Here is a 17819-nt window from a genome sequence, read left to right as displayed (position 1 = left end):
CGATGGGGCACACGAACGCCGAACAGCCGGACATGATCGGGCCGGACGCCTTCCGGGACCTCCTGCGCTCCCTGCGGGTCTGGGACATCGACCTCCCGCACTTCGACCCGGCCACCGCACCGCGTGAACCACTGCCTCTCTTCCGGCAGTGGCTCCACGAGGCGGCGCGGGCGGGCAGCCCCGAGCCGCACACCATGACGCTCGCGACGGCGGACGCGTCCGGGCACCCGTCCGCACGGGTCGTGATGCTGCACGACGCGGACGAACACGGCTGGCACTTCGCGACCCACCGCACGAGCCGCAAGGGCCAGGACCTCGCGGTACGTCCCGAGGCGGCGCTGTGCTTCTACTGGCCCGCGGTCGGCCGCCAGGTCCGCGTACGGGGCACGGTGACCGCGGCCGGTGCGGCGGAGAGCCGGGCCGACCTGGCCAAGCGGTCGACGGGCGCACTGGCGGCGGCCCTTGTGGGGCACCAGAGCGAACCGCTCGCCTCCTGCGCGGAGTTGGAGCGGACCTCGGCCGAGGCGTGGGAACGTGCGGTGCGCGAACCCGACGCCCCGGTGGAGAGCTGGCAGGTCTACGTCCTGGCGGCCGACGAGGTCGAGTTCTTCCAGGGTGACGCACGACGGCGCCACGTGCGCCTGCTCTACCGGCGCACGGACGACGGGCGGTCCTGGACCACCGGTCTGCTGTGGCCCTAGCCGCGTCCCGCGTCCTGGGCGGCGCCGTCCGCCGCGTCCGGAGCGGCCGTGTCCGGAGCGGCCGTGTCCGGAGCGGCCGTGTCCGGAGCGGCCGTGTCCGGTGCCGGATCGGTGTCGAGCCGGGCGTGCAGATGGGTGTCCCGCCAGCGGCCATCGGCGCCCGGCATTTCGCCGCGCATGACGCCCTCGGCGGGGTAGCCGCAGCGGTCGGCCACCCGGCAGGAGGCGTCATTGCCGATCACATGGCTCAGCTCGATCCGGTGCAGCCCCACGGCCTCCCCGAACCCCCAGCGCGTGACGGCCTCCACGGCGCGAGTGGCATGACCCCGGCCCCGGTGCTCGGGCAGGAGCCAGTACGAGACGCGGCCGAGGCGGCGCGCCCGGTCGATGCCGGACAGGAACACCCCACCGACCACGACCCCCTCCCCCGCCTCGACGATCGCGAACGAGACGGAGTCCCCGTCGTGCCAACCGCCCGCATGCCGCGCCAGGTACCGGCGTGCGCCCTCCTCGTCGGGCGGGGGCATCGTCACGGCGTTCCAGCGCCGGAAGTCCGGATCCGCTATGCCGCGCAGCACCACCTCGAGGTCGCCCTCATCCCAGGGGCGCAGCACCAGGCCATACTCCTCGATCCGCAACGGCTCCGACGCTGTGGCGTTCTTCGTCCTGTTCTCGGTCATGGGGATATTGAACTAGGACGCGGGCGGCGCCCTTCTGCCGGTGCGAACACCGGCACCGCCGGATGCCCGTCCCCTCCCGCACGGAAGGCGGCCTCGAGCGCCATGCCGATGCACAGCTCCGGCTCGGCGCAGTGGATCACCTCGGTCATCATGCGCGGCCCTTCGGCGAGGTCGACCACGGCTGCCACGTAGGGCAGTCGGCCGCCGAAGGGCGGCAGGTCGTTCACGTGGACGACGGACCAGGTGTAGAGCGTGGCGCTGCCACTCGCCTCCTCCCAGTCGACCTCCTCGCTCCAGCAGTGCGGACAGAACTCGCGTGGATAGTGGTGCGCCCTGCCGCAACCGGCAGCGCGGCAGCGGCGGATGAGCAGCCTGCCTTCCGCTGCCGCCGCCCAGTACGGCCGCGTGAAGGCGTCGGGCTCCGGAATGTCGTATCTCCGGGGCGAGGGCACGTCCATGGTCCGCCTCCCCTTGTGCGTTGTGCGTTTTGCGCTGCACGCGCATTCCCGAGGTTCCTGACGGGGAATCAGATATGTAGCCTGACACTACGTCAGTCCTTCGGTCATCGAGCAGGAGTGGGCGAGAACGATGCTTGGATCGACTCACGGCACCCTCACCACCGCCTCCCGACCGGCCCGCGTCGCGGCCTGTGACGAGCGGCGGGGCCTCACCGTGCACGGCACGGCGACCGACCCCCAGGATCTGGACGCCGGCGGACGCCCCCTGCACGCGGACGTGCCGGATCTCGACCGCTTCTTCCGCCCCGAGACCGTCGCCGTGATCGGCGCCTCGGAGACCGAAGGCCACCCCAACGCGGCGATCACCCGGCAGCTCATCGCCTGGGCCGGCAGGGTCGGCGCCCGCATCCACCCCGTTCATCCCACGCACGATGCCGTCTTCGGCCTCCCTTGCCATCCGTCGGTCCGCGAACTGCCCGTCGAGATCGACCTCGCCGTCCTCCTCATCGGCGACCCCTATCCTGTCGTCGAGGAACTCGCGCTGTGCAAGGCGAAGTTCGCCGTCGCCTTCGCCTCCGGCTATGCGGAGACAGGTGCCCAGGGCGCCGCGGCCCAGGCCCGGCTGGCCGCCGCCGCCCGGCGCTCCGGGGTCCGTCTCCTCGGGCCCAACACCAACCTCAACGCCTTCGAGACCTTCCGCGACGACCTCGACGGCCCGGCCATCGCCCTGATCACCCAGTCAGGCCACCAGGGCCGGCCCGTCTTCGCCCTCCAGGAGCTGGGCATCCGGCTCTCGCACTGGGCGCCGACCGGCAACGAGGCGGACCTCGAATGCGCGGACTTCATCTCCTACTTCGCCGGCCGGCCCGAGGTCGGGGCCATCGCCGCATATGTGGAAGGGCTCAAGGACGGCCGCTCCTTCCTGCTCGCCGCCGACCGCGCGGCCCGCAACCGGGTGCCGGTCGTGGCCGTCAAGGTCGGCCGGACCGAGACCGGTGCCCGGACCGCCGCCACCCACACCGGCAAGCTCACCGGCGCCGACGACGTGGTGGACGCGGCCATGCGGCAGTTCGGGGTGATCCGCGTGGCCGGCCTGGACGAGCTCCAGGACACCGCCGCCCTGCTCGCCCGCGCCCGGCCGCCGCGTGCCACCGGCGTCGCCGTCTATTCGATCTCCGGCGGCACCGGTGCGCACTTCGCCGACTTGGCCACGGCCGCCGGGCTCGAACTCCCGCTGCTCACGGCCGCGAAGCAACGCGAACTCCACCAGTGGATCCCGGATTACCTGAGCGTGGCGAACCCCGTCGACAGCGGTGGCCATCCGGTCGGCGACCGGCGCGGGCGCAGGATCATCGACGCGCTGCTCGCCGACCCCTCCGTCGGCGTCCTCGTCTGTCCGATCACCGGCCCGTTTCCGCCCTTGAGCGACAAGCTCGCGCAGGACCTCGTGGACGCGGCCGAGGAGACGGACAAGCAGGTGTGCGTGGTGTGGGGCTCTCCGGTCGGCACCGAGGACGCCTACCGCACCACTCTCCTCGGCTCCTCCCGCGTCGCGACCTTCCGCACCTTCGCCAACTGCATCACCGCCGTGCGCGCCTATCTGGACCACCATCGCTTCACCGCCGGATACCGCTCCCCCTTCGACGACGCCCCCCGCGCCCCTTCGCCCGCCGCGGGCAAGGCGCGGGCGCTCCTGCACCCGGGCGAGCAGCTCAGCGAACACGCGGCGAAGCAACTCCTGCGCACGTACGGCATACGCGTGCCCCGGGAACAACTGGTCACGAGCGCCGCCGCGGCCGTCCGGGCGGCCGGACAGGTCGGCTACCCCGTCGTCATGAAGGCCTCCGGCCCGCAGATCGCCCACAAGACCGAACTCGGGCTGGTCAGGATCGGCCTGACCTCGGCGAGCCAAGTGCGCGACACCTACCGCGAGTTCACGGACATCGCCCGCTTCCAGGGACTTCCGCTGGACGGCGTGCTCGTGTGCCAACTGGTGGGGCGGGGTGTGGAGATGACGGTCGGCATCACCCACGACGACCTGTTCGGCCCCACGGTGACGGTCGGCCTGGGCGGGGTGTTCGTGGAGGCGCTGAGCGACACCGCCGTGCGCGTCCCCCCGTTCGGCGAGCGGGAGGCGCGGGACATGCTCGGCGAGCTGCGCGGCCAGGCCCTGCTGACCGGCGCCCGCGGGGCTCCCCCGGCCGACGTGGACGCCCTCGTCGAGACCGTCCTGCGCGTGCAGCGCATGGCCCTGGACCTGGGCGACGGCATCGCCGAGCTTGATGTGAACCCGCTGGTCGTGCTCGAGCGCGGCCAGGGCGCCGTGGCCCTCGACGCGCTGGCCTTCTGCCGCTGACCCTCCGGCCACTCCTGTCCTGCGGAGCGCTCCCATGACCTTCTCCCCCCATGACACGTCGCATGACACGCCTCATGACGCGCCTCAAGACACGTCTCATGACGCACCTCTGCCCCCGGGCGAACTCGCCGGGTCCGATGGCTCATTGATACTCGACACCACTGACAACGGGGTGGCGTGGATCACGCTCAACCGGCCCGAGGTGCTGAACGCCATCACCCCTGACCAGCGCGAACACCTCATTTCACGGCTTTTCCAGGCCTCCGCGGACCCGGCTGTCCGAGCCGTGGTCCTCACCGCCACGGGCAGGGGTTTCTGCTCGGGCGCCGACCTCCGCACGGCCGGGACGGGGGCCGGGCTCGGTGGGGCCAGCAGGACTGGCGGGACTGGCAGGACCGATGGGCCCGGCGGTACCACCGGTGACCGGATCCCGGGCGACGTGGCCCGTACGATCCGCGCCGGCGCCCAGCGGCTGATCAGCGCGGTGCTGGACTGCGAGAAGCCCGTGCTCGCCGCCGTGAACGGCGTCGCCGCGGGCCTCGGCGCCCACCTCGCGCTGGCCTGCGACCTGGTCCTGGCCGCCGAAACCGCCACGTTCACCGAGGTGTTCGTCCGACGCGGCCTGGTGCCCGACGGCGGCGGGGCGTACCTCCTTCCGCGCCTGGTGGGGCCGCGGCGCGCCAAGGAGCTGATGTTCTTCGGCGACGCGCTCACGGCCACCGAGGCGGAACGCCTGGGGCTGGTGAACCGTGTGGTGCCACCGGAGGAGCTGGTGGCGACCGCACGCGCCTGGGCCGGACGACTGGCCGCCGGGCCCACCCGGGCCCTCGCCCTCACCAAGCAACTGGTCAACGCCTCACTGGAGTCCGACCGCGCGACCGCGTTCGCGGCCGAGGCCGCGGCACAGGAGATCAACATGACGACGGCCGACGCCGCCGAGGGCATCGCGAGCTTCACGGCCCGCCGCCGCCCGGTCTACCGAGGCCGCTGACCCTCTTCCGACTCTCTTCCGACTCTCTTCCAACCCTCTTCCACACCTTTTGATGTGACGAGGCATCAGCTTCAATGGGGGCATGATGGGACATGCGGGCATGGCCGCCGTCGCCGTACGTCATCTGCGCGACCGGGGCGCACCGACGGCCCCCGTCACCGCGCTGCGCCCGATGCTGCGGGCGGTACGCGAGGGCGAGCCGCCCCCGCCCGCACCGGCCGAATTCCGGCGCGTACTCGGCCACTTCGCCAGCGGCGTGACCGTCATCACCGCCCCCGGAACGGACCGGGAACCTCCGGCGGGCTTCGCCTGCCAGTCGTTCGCCGCGCTGTCGCTGGACCCGCCGCTGGTCGTCTTCATGGTGGCCCGTACGTCCACGACCTGGCCGCGCATCGCGCATGCCGGGGTCTTCTGCGTCAACGTCCTCGGGGCCGGGCAGGAGGGGCTCTGCCGGGGCTTCGCGGTCAGCGGCGCACAGGTGGCCGACAAGTTCGCCGGCGTGCCGTACGGGCCGTCCCCGGCAACCGGTTCACCGCTGCTCGCGGATGTGCCCGCGTGGGCCGACTGCGCGATTCACACGGTGCACACGGGCGGGGATCACCTGTTGGTCGTGGGGCGCGTCCTGGCGCTCGGTACGGACGCGCGCGCGGCGGATGCCGGGCCCCTGCTGTTCCACAGGGGCGCGTTCACCTCTTGCTCCTGACGGCCTTCCGCAGCTCGTAACGCTTGCCGGCACCGGGCTTGCCGATGTCGTGGAAGAGCCGCGGCGCCTTGGTCGTACCGGCGATGCTCCAGTTATTGCTGAGCTCGCAGGAGTTGATCTGCAGGGAGACTCCCTGGACCCGGCCGTTGTCCTTGATCACCGTCCACGTGCCGGACCCGTTGCAGTCCTTGTACGTGGCCTTGCCCGTGCCGTCCCACTTGTAGTTGTCGAGCCCGTCGGCGATCGCGGTGCCGTGCCGGGTGAGTTCGACCTTGCCGCCGTGATCGTCGCGCCAGGTGCCGGCGAGGTCCGACCTGTGCAGGCGCGGCGGCTCGTACACGCTCACCAAGCCGGTGCCGTACACCGTCGCGCCCACCGCGCCGACGGCCAGCCAGGCGACGGCGCCGTTGCGCGTCACCCGGCGGGCCACACTGCCGACGCGCCCGGCACGCGCACGGCGGCCCGCGGCACGAGCCACGAAGGCCGCGGGCAGCAGCCCGACCGTGAGGGAGGCCCACCAGAGGAGATACGCCGGCGGCGAGGCGAGCGAGCGACTGCCGAGCGCCGCCACCGCCCCGAAGACGATCACCGCGCCCGCCGAGATCGCCGCCACGGCGCCGACCGTCCACGGCCAACGCGCGGGGCGCTCCGCGCGCTGCGCGGCACGGCGGCCGAGCGCCAGCGCGGGCATCACCGCGGCGGCTGTGACGAAACCGCTGAGCAGTACGGTCAGGAGCAGCGCCCCGAGGGACACCGCGATGATCAGCATGACGCCCTTGGGAAGGCCCTGGTGCTCGCGCGACAGCAGTACGAGCACGCCGACGGTCGCCGCGATGACGACCTCCGCACTGAGCGTGGCCATCGAGGCGCAGAACGCCGCCCCGAAGCCGTCGGTGCGCTCCTCGCGCTCCTCCTGCTTCGGCGACTCCCGCTTCGGCGGCTCCGCAGGGGACACCACGGATACGTCGTCCGCGCTCTTCGCGTCCTCTGCTGTCGTCGCCTCGTCCGGTATCGCGTCTGGTTTCGCGTCCGGCTCAGCCTTCTGTGTCATATCGGCCCCTCTCCCCCAGAAAGATTCCCCCAACGGGCGAGAGGTTGCGTGGGGAAGGGTTTCGAGACCCCGCTCACTCCAGTGAATCCGCCGACCGGGAAGCCGGGCACACGACCGCCCTGCCGCCGACCGCCCGTAATGCCCCTTCTTTCCGGAAGCTTCGTATTACCCCGCTTACCCCGCAGCAGGGCCTCGTCCTGGCCGTCCAGCGCTCAGAAGGCGAGCACGCAGCGGGCGGCCAGGCCGTGCCGTACGTCCTCCACCGCCCGCGCGAAGTCGTCGACGGGGCGGACCGTGGTGACCAGCTCGTCGAGGAGGAGCCGCCCCTCGCGGTACAGCCGTGCGTAGAGCGCGACGTCGTGCTGCGGGCGGGCGGAACCGTAGCGGCAGCCCAGGATCGCCTTGTCCAGGTAGAGGGAGGAGACCGGAAAGGACGCCTCCGCGCCGGCGGGCAGCACACCGAGCAGCACCGCCTGGCCGTGCCGGTCGAGGAGACCAACGGCCTGCCGGACGAGCCGGGTGTCGCCGACGCACTCGAAGGCGTGGTCCACACCGGTGGGAACGATCTCCCGCACCACGGCGGCGAGATCGCGGGCGGCGGCGTCGATGAAGTGGGTCGCGCCGAACCTCCGGGCCGGCTGTTCCTTGCCTGGGTCGGTGTCGGCGGCGATCACGGGCGACGCCCCGGCGATCCGGGCGCCCTGGAGCACGTTGAGGCCGATACCGCCCGCGCCGATGACGAGCACGGATTCGCCGAGGCCCGTCCGGGCGCGGTTGAGGACCGCGCCGACGCCGGTCAGTACGCCGCAGCCGATGACGGCCGCCGAGGTCAGCGGCACCTCGTCGGGGATCCGGACCGCTTGTACGGCTTTGACGACCGTGCGCTCGGCGAGGACCGAGGTGGACGCGAACTGGAAAAGTGCCTCGCCCCGGCGCGAGAACGGCCGCGCGGGACGGCCGATGCTCGCGCGGCACATGGTCGGACGACCGCGGTCGCAGTCGGCGCAGGCGCCGCAGCCGGCGAGCGTGGAGAGGACGACGTGGTCGCCGGGCCCGACATGAGTGACGCCCGCCCCCACCTCCTCGACCACCCCTGCCCCTTCGTGACCGAGTACGACCGGAACCGGATGGCGGATGGTGCCGTCGATCACCGACAGGTCGCTGTGGCAGAGCCCCGCGGCGGCGACGGAGACCAGGACCTCGCCGGGCCCGGGAGCCCGTAGGTCCAGGTCGCCGACGACCGTCGGCCGCTCACCGTCGAAGATGACGCCTCTCATGGCGGTGCCCTTCGGGTCAGAACTGCCGGACGATTCAGGACTGCGGATGGCTCAAGGTCGCAGATGGCTCAAGGTCGCAGATGGCTCAGGACTGCGGATGGCTCAGGACTGCCAGACGATCGACTGAAGTTCGCTGTAGGCGTGCAGCCCGAAGGAGCCGCCGTCGCGGCCGACGCCGCTCTCCTTGCACCCGCCGAACGGTGTCTCCGGGTGCCGTTGGAGAGTGTTGATGCCGACGTTCCCGCTGTGCAGCCGGGCCGCCAGGGCCCAGGCCCGCGCGCTGTCGGCGCAGAAGACGTAGTCGTAGAGGCCGTAGGAGGTGCTGTTGGCGATGCGGACCGCCTCGTCCTCGTCGTCGAAGGGCATGGCCACGACCACGGGCCCGAAGATCTCCTCGCGGGCGGCCCTCATGCCGGGCGTGGCGTCGGCAATGAGGGTGGGTGCCACGTAGAACCCGGGCTCGAGGCCGGGGCGTTGACCGCCGGTGACGATCCGGGCTCCTTCGGCCCGGGCCCCGGCGATGTAGGCCTCGACGCGTTCGCGCTGGTCAGCGGAGATCAACGGGCCCACGACGGTGGAGTTTTCCACAGGGCTTCCCAATGTCAGTGACTCAGCGTAGTCTTTGAGAGCGGTAACGACCCGCTCGTACAACGGGCGTTGAACGAGCACGCGGGTCGGCGCCGTGCAGATCTGCCCGCTGTGGAAGGACCAGACCGAACCGACCGCCCTGACCGCCGACATGATCACTTCATCGCCGGCGTCCCCCAGGACGATGGCTGCACCCTTACCGCCCAGCTCCATAAGGGTGCGCTTCATCGCCCTCCCCGCGCTCTCGGCGATCTTCTTTCCCACAGCGGTGGAACCCGTGAAACTGACCATGTCGACGCCGGGTCGGGCCACGAGCTGTTCACCCGTGGCCGGGCCCGAGCCGGTGACGACATTGAACACGCCGTCCGGGCAGCCGGCTTCCCGGAAGAGCGGCCCCAGTTCGAGGCAGCAGAGCGGGTCCTGGGGCGCCGGTTTGGCGACCACGGTATTGCCCATGGCCAGGGCGGGACCGACCTTGCCCGCGAGATTGACGACAGGGAAGTTGTAGGAGGTGATGCAGGCGACGACACCCACAGGGCGCCGGACGGCAGCGGCGCCGACCAGACCGCCGGGGGCGAGCGCGCTGCCCCGCACGGGCCGGGGCGCGAGCGGGATGACGTCCGGCTCCAGCGCGCCACGCGCATAGCGCCGAAACCGCTCGGCGGCAGAGGGAAGTTGCATGGCCGAGGCGACGCGCATCGTCGCGCCCGTCTCGGCCTGGATCAGGGGGACCAGCTCCCCCGCACGTTCGATGAGCAGATCCGCCACCCGATTCAGCACGGCAGCGCGCTCGTGCGGATCGGTGCGGGACCAGCCGCCCTGCGCGGCCCGCGCGGCGGCCACCGCGTCGGCGACTTCGGCGGGAGTCGCCTCCGGGGCCTCCCCGACGACCTGCTCGGTCGCCGGATTGACAACTGCATAGTGCCCCTTCTCCGGCGTGCGCCACGACCCGTCGATCCAGTGCCCGTACGTTCCGTACGCCGTCATGGCCGGGGCTCCTTCGGCAGGCCGAGGACGCGCTCGGCGATGATGTTGCGCTGGATCTCGTCCGATCCGCCGTAGATCGTCTCGGCGCGGGCGAAGAGGAACCGGCTTTGCAGGGCGTCGAGTTCGTAGGGCCGGTCGGCAGTCCAGTCGTCCGGCCCGACGGCCGCGGACGTTCCTCGCACCGTCATCGCCAGCTCGCAGAACCGCTGGTGCCAGCCGCCCCACAGCAGCTTGGCGACGCTGGGCGCCCCTGCGTCGTGGTCCGTGCCGAGCATGCGCAGGGCGTTCCAGCGCATGGTCTGCACCTCGGCCCAGTGCCGTACGAGCCGGTCGCGCACCACCGGCTCCTCTGCGGCACCCGTTTTGACCGCGAGGCGGATCGTGTCGGCCAGTTCGGCGGCGAATCCGATCTGCTGGGCGAGGGTGGACACGCCTCGTTCCCGGGCGAGGAGGTCCATGGCGACCCGCCAGCCGTTGCCCTCGCCGCCGACGACGTGGTCGGTGCGGGCCCGGGCGCCGTCGAAGAACACCTCGTTGAACTCGGCGCCTCCGTGCAGCTGCCGGATCGGCCGGACCTCGATCCGGCCCGGCTGGTCCATTGGCACGAGCAACAGGGAGAGCCCATGGTGCCGTTGGGACCCCTTGGTGGTGCGCGCGAGGACGAAGCACCAGTCGGCCTCATGGGCGTGCGAGGTCCAGATCTTGTGTCCGTCGACCCGGTAGGTGCGGCCGTCGTCGTCCGGCGAGGCGGCGGTCCGGACGGAGGCGAGGTCGGATCCCGCACCGGGCTCGCTGTAGCCCTGGCACCAGATCTCCTCACCGCGGGCGATGCCGGGCAGGAAGCGCGCGCACTGCGCGTCGTCGCCGTGGGCGAGGAGGGTGGGGGCCAGGAGCCGTTCGCCGAGGTGTCCGATGCGGGCGGGCGCCTGGGCACGGGCGTACTCCTCGGCCCAGACGACCTGTTGGGCCGGTGTGGCGGGCCGGTTGCCGTAGGTGCCGCGCGTGCGGTCCCAGCCGAGGCCGAGCCAGCCGCCCGCGCCCAGTTCGCGCTCCCAGGCGCGTCCGGGGGCCCGTTCCGGCCCGTCGGCGAGGCGCTCGGCCAGCCAGGCGCGCGCCTCCTGCCGGAACGCCTCGTCCTCGGGTCCGAATGCGAAGTCCATGCCCTCTCCCTTCACGGACCTTCATGGCCTCTCAAGGCCCTTCCGCCCTCCCCCAGCCCTTACATCGCCCCCTCCTCCGCGGCGTGCCGTCATGTGTTGGGGCGTGCCTTGGCAGCGGCTGCCGCGGCCATCGCGTCGAGCTTGTCGAGCATCGGCATGGGGTCGGTGCCGACGGTCCCCGGGAGGACGTCGGCGATCCGCCGGGGGGTCCAGGCCCCGTCCGCGTAGGCGGCGCGCAGTTCGCGCGGCTGGGCCCAGACGGCGATCTTGGGTCCGGCCACTGTGTAGACCTGCCCGGTGATCCGCTCCTCGCGGGCCCGCTCGCTGAGCAGGTAGACGACCAGTGCGGCCACGTCCTCCGGTGTGCCGATCTCCGTGAGGGCGAGCGGCACTTCGGCGGACATCCGGGTACGGGCCACGGGGGCCACGCAGTTGGCGGTGACGCCGTACTTGTGCAGGCCCAGGGCGGCACTGCGGACCAGCGAGATGATGCCGCCCTTCGCCGCCGAGTAGTTGGCCTGGGCCACGCTGCCCTGGTGGTTGCCGCTGGTGAATCCGATGAGGGTGCCGGACCGTTGGCGGCGCATGACGGCGGAGGCGGCGCGGAAGACCGTGAACGTGCCCTTGAGGTGGGTGGCGATGACCGGGTCCCACTCATGCTCGGCCATGTTGAAGAGCATGCGCTCGCGCAGGATGCCTGCCACGCACACGGCTCCGTCGATCCGGCCGTACCGCCGCAGGGCGGTGTCGACGATCCGTTGGCCCCCGGCCATCGTCGACACATCGTCCGTGACGGCGGCCGCCTCGCCGCCGGCGCTCTCGATCTCCTCGACCACGGCTTCCGCGACGTCGCCGGTCGGTTCGTCGCCGGAGACGGAGACGCCGTAGTCGTTGACGACGACCTTCGCGCCCTCGGCCGCGGAGGCCAGGGCGACGGCCCTGCCGATCCCCCGACCTGCCCCGGTGACGGCAACCACCTTGCCTGCCAGGAAGTTCCCCACTGCGGCACCCCTTCCCGCGATTCCTGACGGTCCGTTAGATTTTTCGGCAGAGCGGGCCCGAGCACAAGCCCGCGGGAGCAGGAACGGAAGGGGAAGGCGCCCATGTCGCTGCCGGCCGAGTTCCACGAGATCGCCAAACGCGTCAACAACTGGGGCCGTTGGGGCAGCTCCGACGAGATCGGCACGCTGAACCTCATCACCGACGCCGTCGTCCACGCCGCCGCCGCGGCCGTCTCGCGCGGCCGCAGGGTCGCCCTGGCCCTGCCCCTGCAGCAGGACGGCGTGCAGACCGGGCTGATCCCGGGGAGGGTCAACCCCCTGCACACCATGACGGCGGTCAACGCGGAGCTGTTCGGCCCCGGCACCGTGGCCACGAGCGACGACGTGGTGACCATGGGCCTCCAGGCGGCCACCCACTGGGACGGGCTGGGCCATGTCTCGCACGGCGGGCGGATCTACAACGGCCGCCTGGCGGGCTCCATCACGGCACAGGGCCGGGCCGCGCACAGCGGCGTGGAGAAGGCCGGGCCCGTCGTCTCGCGCGGCGTGCTGCTCGACGTCGCGCGCGCCCGGGGCGTGGACCGGCTCGACGGCGGGCACGCGGTGACCCCCGAGGACCTCGACGCGGCGGAGGACCTGGCCGGGGTGACCGTGGGAGCCGGCGACATCGTGCTCGTCCGGACGGGCCAGATCCAGCACTACCTCGCCGGGGACAAGCACGCGTACGCGCACCCGTCGCCCGGCCTGTCGGTCCGCACGCCCGAGTGGTTCCACGCGCGGGACGTCGCCGCCGTCGCCAACGACACCCTCACCTTCGAGATCTTCCCGCCGGAGATCGAGAACCTGTGGCTGGCCGTCCACGCCCTCGATCTGGTCGAGATGGGGATGATGCAGGGCCAGAACTGGAATCTGGAGGAGCTGTCGACGGTGTGCGCGGAGGAGCGGCAGTACGCCTTCCTGCTGACGGCCGCTCCGGAACCGTTCGTCGGGGGCGTGGGGGCGCCGGTCGCGCCGGTCGCCATCCTCTGATCACCGGCCACGGCAAGGGACTTGACCACTGGTCACCGCAGGAGTCAGGCCATCGGGCGGGACTGTCCGGCGTGTACCGCCGGAAGGACGGGCGGGCGGCGGCGCCGATGCGCACCCCGAGCACGGCACCAGGCACCGCCGCCCAGCTCCGGCGCTTCAGCCCTGTTCCGGCGCCGGTTCGCGACCCGCACTCGCCGAGGCTGCCCGGACCATGCGGGCCTCTCGACGTCCCCTCGCAACGAATCGCTTCATCCAAGGGTGATCACGTGACCACTTCACGTCAACACCAGGTCTGGACTTTGTCACCTATGCCCCGTTTGTGACGGCCTGGTGTGGCTCAAAAGCAACGGTCCACCGCGTCAGGACCGACGGTCCTCGGTCGATCTCGCACCAGATGTGCTTGCCCGCCCCCTCGCGCTGCCAGCCCCAGCGGTCGGCGAGCCCCTCGACCAGTTCCAGCCCGCGGCCACCGGTGTCATCGCCCCGGGCGCAGCGCTGCCGTGGCGGGCGGGCACTGTTGTCGGCGACCTCGACCCGGACGGTGCCCGCACGCGGACCCGACGCCGCACCGGAGACGGCGCCCACGCCGGAGGCAGTGCCCGTGCCAGCGGCGGCGCCCGTGCCAGGGAAGAACATCCGCAGCACGGCCGGACAGCCCGTGTGCACCACGGCGTTGGTGACCAGTTCGGAGATCAGCAGGATCAGCGTCTCGGCCAATGGCTCGTCGACCCCTATCCCGTATCCCGCCAGCCGCGACCGCGCCCACCTGCGGGCTCGGCCGACCTCCGAGGGGTCGGCCCGGACCTCCATCTGCACCTGAAGCACCTGCACCGCTCACACCATCCGAACCGGCGGACACAACGCCTCGCGCCTGGGGGGCATCACGGAGTGTGACTCCCCTTCATCACAGCATGGTTGACACACAGTTACCCCGACAAACGCTCCGGGCATATTCCGGCGCAAAGAAGCGGGCGATCCGCATACGGTGCGACGCGCGCCGTGGGGCCTCGAACACGGCGCATTCACGGCCGCCGCACTGATGCGGGCAAAAGACGATTCCGAATGCAGTGCCGCCACATGAGCAACACCCGCTTCGCCGCGCCTCCGAACCATTCGCATTCAAGGGAGGGTACCCGAGCGCGAAGGCAACTCCGGTCCGCGACGAGTTACACGAAGAGCACAACTCGATATCAACGCAGCGTGATCTTTTTCCGTGGCATCACTGACATTTCGATCCAGTTGATTACGTTCCGCATTCTCGTCGCTCACGATTTCGCCCGAGCGAATTTCCGGGGGCTTCATCGGCACGGCCGGGAGCGCCGGTTCGGAGTCCTTCGGCGAGTTCCTCCTCGGCCTCGGCCGTCGTCCCCCACTGCCCGGCCCTCAGCCACGCCCGCTTGAGGTGGAGGTGGACGTCCGACTCCCAGGTGAAACCGAGCCCGCCATGCAGTTGCAAACAGTCACGGGCATTGCGGACGGCCGCCTCGCCGGCAAGGAGCACGGCTCCCGCCACTTCTCCCGCCGTAACCGTGAGTGAGGCCGCATAAACGCTGGTTCGTGCGAGTTCCGTGCGTACGAGCATGTCGGCACAGAGGTGTTGGACGGCTTGGAAGGCGCCGACCGGGCGGCCGAACTGCTCGCGGCTCCCGACATGGGCGACCGCCATGTCCACTGTCCGGGCCGCACTGCCGACCTGTTGTGCGGCAGTCAGCAGGGCGGCCTCCCGGCGCAGCAGAGCGGCATCACCGGCGTCGTGCGTACCCGGGCAGTCCCGGGGCAGGGTCCGCAGCAGGTGCAGCGGGGTTGCGGGGTCCACCGACCGCAGGGGGTGTGCCGACAGAGCCTTTGGTCCCTCTCCCACGTCCGTTCGCCACAGTTGCGCGCGGTCACCGTCGAGCAGCAGCACGGCGTCGGCGGAGGCGAGGTGCTCGACGGGGCCGGGCCGGGCCACGGCCGTGACCACCGCGGTGCCCTCGGCCGCGCCCTCCGTCAGCCCGGCCGCGAGATGGGTGGCGGTCAACGGCCCGGGCAGCAGGGCCCGCCCCGCCTCCTCGAAGAGGAGCACCGCCTCCGGCAGCCCGAGCCCGACGCCGCCGTCCCGTTCGGGCAGCCGCAGGGAGAACAGACCAGCTTTTCCCAACTCGCGCCACAGCTCCCGGTCAACCGCGGCTCCGTCAACCGCGTCGCCGTCGACCGCGTCCCGGAGACGCTCGCGCGGGAACCTCGCCGCCAGGAGTTTCCGCATGGCCGCCTTGAGGTCCCTCTGGTCGTCGGTCAGCCGGAAGTCCATGGTCATCACCGCCTTCCGCCGGGCAGGCCGAGGATGCGCCCGGCAATGATGTTCCGCTGGATCTGGGACGTACCGGCGGCGATCGTGTAGGCGAGCGAAGAAAGTCGGCCGCTGGTCCATTCGTGGTCGGCGTCCAGTGCGTCGGGGCCGAGGGCGTCCGCAGCGGCGTCGTAGAGCTCCTGGCGCGCGTGCGAGTAGCGCAGCTTGAAGACGGAGCCGCCGACGCCCGGAACGGCGCTCCCGACGCCGTCCCGCGATGCCTGCGCGGCCGCCCGCGAGGCCGCGGCCTCGCTGACGTTGGCCTGCACCAGTCGCCACAGCGCGGTGAACTCGGCGTTGAGCCGCCCCAGCCGGCGGCGCAGGACGGCGTCGTCCCACCGTCCGTTCGCCTGCGCGGTGCGGGCCAGCAGGGCCAGCGTCCGGCGGCAGGCGACGACTTCGCCGGCGAAGGCCGTGCCGCGCTCGAAGGAGAGGGTCACCATCGAGACGCGCCAGCCGTCGTTCTCGGCGCCGACGCGGTACGAGACCGGCACCCGCACCTCGTCGAGGAACACCTCGGCGAACTCGGTGGTCCCCGCGAGCGTGCGCAGCGGGCGCACGGTCACTCCGGGTGCGTCCATGGGCATCGCGAGCCAGCTGAGCCCCCGGTGCCGGGGCGCCGACGGGTCGGTGCGGACGAGGAGTTCGCACCAGTCGGCGATCTCGGCGTGGGAGGTCCACACCTTGCTGCCGGTGACGACGTACGTGTCGCCGTCGCGCACCGCGCGGGTGCGCAGGGCGGCGAGGTCGGAGCCCGCGTCCGGTTCCGAGAAGCCCTGGCACCACACCTCCTCGCCCCTCAGGACCGGCGGCAGCCAGCGGGCGCGCTGAGCGGCGGTGCCCTCGGCGGCGATGGTCGGTCCGGCGTGCAGCAGGCCGACGAAGCCGGCTCCCACATAGGGTGCTCCCGCCCGTTCCGCCTCCTCCAGGAGGATCAAGTGCCGTACGGGCCCGGCGTCCTGGCCGCCCGCGTCGCGCGGCCAGTGCAGTCCCGCGTATCCGGCGTCGTACAGCGCCCGTTGCCACGCGCAGTCGTACGCGCGCCGGGCGGGCCAGTCGTCGGGGGCGGGCGCGGGGGGCAGTGCGGGCAGTGTCGTGCGAAGCCAGGCGCGCAGCCGGTGCCGGAAGTCCGCGTCCTCGGGGGTGTCGTCGAGGTCCATGAGGTCACCCCGTGGCAGGCCGGTCGCCCGTGGCGGGCCGGTCGAGGTCCAGGCCGAGCATGCGGATCGCGTTGCCCCGCATCAGTTTGTGGACGGTCGCGTCGTCCAGTCCCCGCACATGCTCGAGGGCCACTTCCCTGGTGTGCGGGAAGGTGGAGTCCACATGGGGGTAGTCGGTCTCGAAGGTGGCGTTGTCGGGGCCGATGACGTCGAGCGAGGCGATCCCGTGCTTGTCGCGGAAGAAGCAGCAGAAGATCTGCCGGCGGTAGTAGCTGGAGGGCGGTTCGGGGATCAGGTCGCGCACCCCGCCCCAGGCCCGGTGCTCGTTCCAGACGTCGTCGGCGCGCTCCAGGGCGTACGGGATCCAGCCCATCTGCCCCTCGCTGTAAGCGAGTTTGAGGTGCGGGAAGCGCACGAGCACTCCGCTGAAGAGGAAGTCGGTCATCGACGCCATGGCGTTGTTGAACGACAGCGTGGCCTGCACGGCCGGCGGCGCGTCGGGGGACGCGGCGGGCATCTGCGAGGAGGAGCCGATGTGCATGTTGACGACGGTCCCCGTCTCCTCGCAGACGGCGAAGAAGGGATCCCAGTAGCCGGAGTGGATGCTGGGCAGCCCGAGGTGGGTGGGGATCTCGCTGAAGGTCACGGCCCGTACGCCGCGGGCCGCGTTGCGCCGGATCTCCGCGACCGCGAGGTCCACGTCCCACAGCGGGATCAGGCACAGCGGGATCAGCCGGCCGCCGCTGTCGCCGCACCACTCCTCGACCATCCAGTCGTTGTAGGCCCGTACGCACGCCAGGGCGACCTCCTTGTCCCGTGCCTCCGCGAAGGTCTGCCCGCAGAAGCGCGGGAAGGTGGGGAAGCACAGGGACGCCTCGACGTGGTTGAGGTCCATGTCCTTGAGCCGCTCCGCCGGGTCCCAGCAGCCGGGCCGCATCTCCTCGCGGGTGATCCCCTCGAGGGTCATCTCGTCGCGGTCGAAGCCGGCGGCGGCGATGTTGCGCTTGTAGGGGAAGGCGAGGTCCTCGTAGATCCACCAGTCGGCCGGGGGGCCGTCCGGATCCATGGTGAAGCGGTATGTGCCGCCGGTGTACTCGAGACCGCCGATGCCGGTGGTGAGGGGCCGTGGGCCACGGTCCCTGACGGCGGCGGGCAGCCAGCTCTCGAAGAGATGGGCGGGTTCGATCACATGGTCGTCGACGCTGACGATGCGCGGCAGATCCACGGAGGGCCTCCCCGGATACCGGTACCGGTTTTCCGACGTACTTTTCTGACGTACCGTCAGTTCGGAAGCTAGCCCGCACCCCGTGGACCCGCAAGCCGTGGACGCAAGCCGTGAACCCGCAAG

The 17819-nt window shown here is 71.6% G+C and carries 16 protein-coding genes; 5 read left to right on the top strand and 11 right to left on the bottom strand.

Annotated features, from left to right (window positions below; genetic code table 11):
- The first annotated feature begins 2 nt into the window (after positions 1 to 2).
- On the top strand, positions 3 to 701 hold the full coding sequence (locus ACV530_RS05185; protein ID WP_494331023.1) for a pyridoxine/pyridoxamine 5'-phosphate oxidase: 699 nt from the start codon (positions 3 to 5) through the stop codon (positions 699 to 701).
- Here the strand turns inward: ACV530_RS05185 and ACV530_RS05180 are convergent.
- Entirely contained in the window at positions 698 to 1381 is a 684-nt protein-coding gene (locus ACV530_RS05180; RefSeq protein WP_494331022.1) for a GNAT family N-acetyltransferase, read from the bottom strand. The genes ACV530_RS05185 and ACV530_RS05180 overlap by 4 nt on opposite strands.
- Positions 1378 to 1839: a Zn-ribbon domain-containing OB-fold protein gene (locus ACV530_RS05175; protein ID WP_494331021.1), complete on the bottom strand. Its 462-nt coding sequence runs from the start codon at positions 1837 to 1839 to the stop codon at positions 1378 to 1380. The genes ACV530_RS05180 and ACV530_RS05175 overlap by 4 nt, the downstream gene beginning before the upstream one ends.
- Before the next feature lie 130 nt (positions 1840 to 1969).
- On the opposite strand from ACV530_RS05175, the gene ACV530_RS05170 reads away from it, so the two are divergent.
- From ACV530_RS05170 to ACV530_RS05160, 3 genes are all read left to right on the top strand, one after another.
- Positions 1970 to 4195, top strand: a complete 2226-nt coding sequence (locus tag ACV530_RS05170; RefSeq protein WP_494331020.1) for an acetate--CoA ligase family protein — start codon at positions 1970 to 1972, stop codon at positions 4193 to 4195.
- 145 nt (positions 4196 to 4340) lie between these two features.
- The gene (locus ACV530_RS05165; RefSeq protein ID WP_494331019.1) at positions 4341 to 5186 is read left to right on the top strand and encodes an enoyl-CoA hydratase/isomerase family protein; all 846 of its coding nucleotides are present in this window, start codon (positions 4341 to 4343) and stop codon (positions 5184 to 5186) included.
- A gap of 82 nt (positions 5187 to 5268) precedes the next feature.
- Positions 5269 to 5889: a flavin reductase family protein gene (locus tag ACV530_RS05160; RefSeq protein WP_494331018.1), complete on the top strand. Its 621-nt coding sequence runs from the start codon at positions 5269 to 5271 to the stop codon at positions 5887 to 5889.
- Here ACV530_RS05160 and ACV530_RS05155 read toward each other — a convergent pair.
- The 5 genes from ACV530_RS05155 to ACV530_RS05135 all read right to left on the bottom strand — a co-directional run bounded on the left by ACV530_RS05155 (position 5873) and on the right by ACV530_RS05135 (position 11953).
- Positions 5873 to 6940, bottom strand: a complete 1068-nt coding sequence (locus ACV530_RS05155) for a hypothetical protein (protein ID WP_494331017.1) — start codon at positions 6938 to 6940, stop codon at positions 5873 to 5875. The genes ACV530_RS05160 and ACV530_RS05155 overlap by 17 nt on opposite strands.
- A 212-nt stretch (positions 6941 to 7152) precedes the next feature.
- A complete protein-coding gene (locus tag ACV530_RS05150; RefSeq protein ID WP_494331016.1) occupies positions 7153 to 8217 on the bottom strand; it encodes an alcohol dehydrogenase catalytic domain-containing protein in 1065 nt (354 codons plus the stop codon).
- A 102-nt stretch (positions 8218 to 8319) separates the two neighbouring features.
- On the bottom strand, positions 8320 to 9792 hold the full coding sequence (locus ACV530_RS05145; protein WP_494331015.1) for an aldehyde dehydrogenase family protein: 1473 nt from the start codon (positions 9790 to 9792) through the stop codon (positions 8320 to 8322).
- A complete protein-coding gene (locus ACV530_RS05140) occupies positions 9789 to 10952 on the bottom strand; it encodes an acyl-CoA dehydrogenase family protein (protein ID WP_494331014.1) in 1164 nt (387 codons plus the stop codon). The genes ACV530_RS05145 and ACV530_RS05140 overlap by 4 nt, the downstream gene beginning before the upstream one ends.
- 89 nt (positions 10953 to 11041) lie before the next feature.
- The gene (locus tag ACV530_RS05135) at positions 11042 to 11953 is read right to left on the bottom strand and encodes an SDR family NAD(P)-dependent oxidoreductase (RefSeq protein WP_494331013.1); all 912 of its coding nucleotides are present in this window, start codon (positions 11951 to 11953) and stop codon (positions 11042 to 11044) included.
- Positions 11954 to 12055: 102 nt separating this feature from the next.
- Here ACV530_RS05135 and ACV530_RS05130 point away from each other — a divergent pair, with 102 nt between their 5' ends.
- Positions 12056 to 12982, top strand: coding sequence for a cyclase family protein (locus ACV530_RS05130; protein WP_494331012.1), 927 nt, complete (start codon positions 12056 to 12058; stop codon positions 12980 to 12982).
- Positions 12983 to 13288: 306 nt separating this feature from the next.
- Here ACV530_RS05130 and ACV530_RS05125 read toward each other — a convergent pair whose 3' ends face one another.
- From ACV530_RS05125 to ACV530_RS05110, 4 genes are all read right to left on the bottom strand, one after another.
- Positions 13289 to 13813: an ATP-binding protein gene (locus tag ACV530_RS05125; protein WP_494331011.1), complete on the bottom strand. Its 525-nt coding sequence runs from the start codon at positions 13811 to 13813 to the stop codon at positions 13289 to 13291.
- Between the two features lie 412 nt (positions 13814 to 14225).
- Complete coding sequence (locus ACV530_RS05120; RefSeq protein WP_494331159.1) at positions 14226 to 15272, bottom strand: acyl-CoA dehydrogenase family protein; 1047 nt, start codon at positions 15270 to 15272, stop codon at positions 14226 to 14228.
- A 5-nt stretch (positions 15273 to 15277) separates the two neighbouring features.
- Positions 15278 to 16471 (bottom strand): acyl-CoA dehydrogenase family protein, encoded by a 1194-nt coding sequence (locus ACV530_RS05115; RefSeq protein WP_494331010.1) that lies wholly within the window; start codon positions 16469 to 16471, stop codon positions 15278 to 15280.
- A gap of 4 nt (positions 16472 to 16475) precedes the next feature.
- On the bottom strand, positions 16476 to 17696 hold the full coding sequence (locus ACV530_RS05110) for an amidohydrolase family protein (protein WP_494331009.1): 1221 nt from the start codon (positions 17694 to 17696) through the stop codon (positions 16476 to 16478).
- Positions 17697 to 17819: the final 123 nt, after the last annotated feature.

The sequence above is a fragment of the Streptomyces sp. SX-6 genome, assembly GCF_059089585.1.
This window is presented reverse-complemented; position numbering and strand designations above follow the sequence as displayed.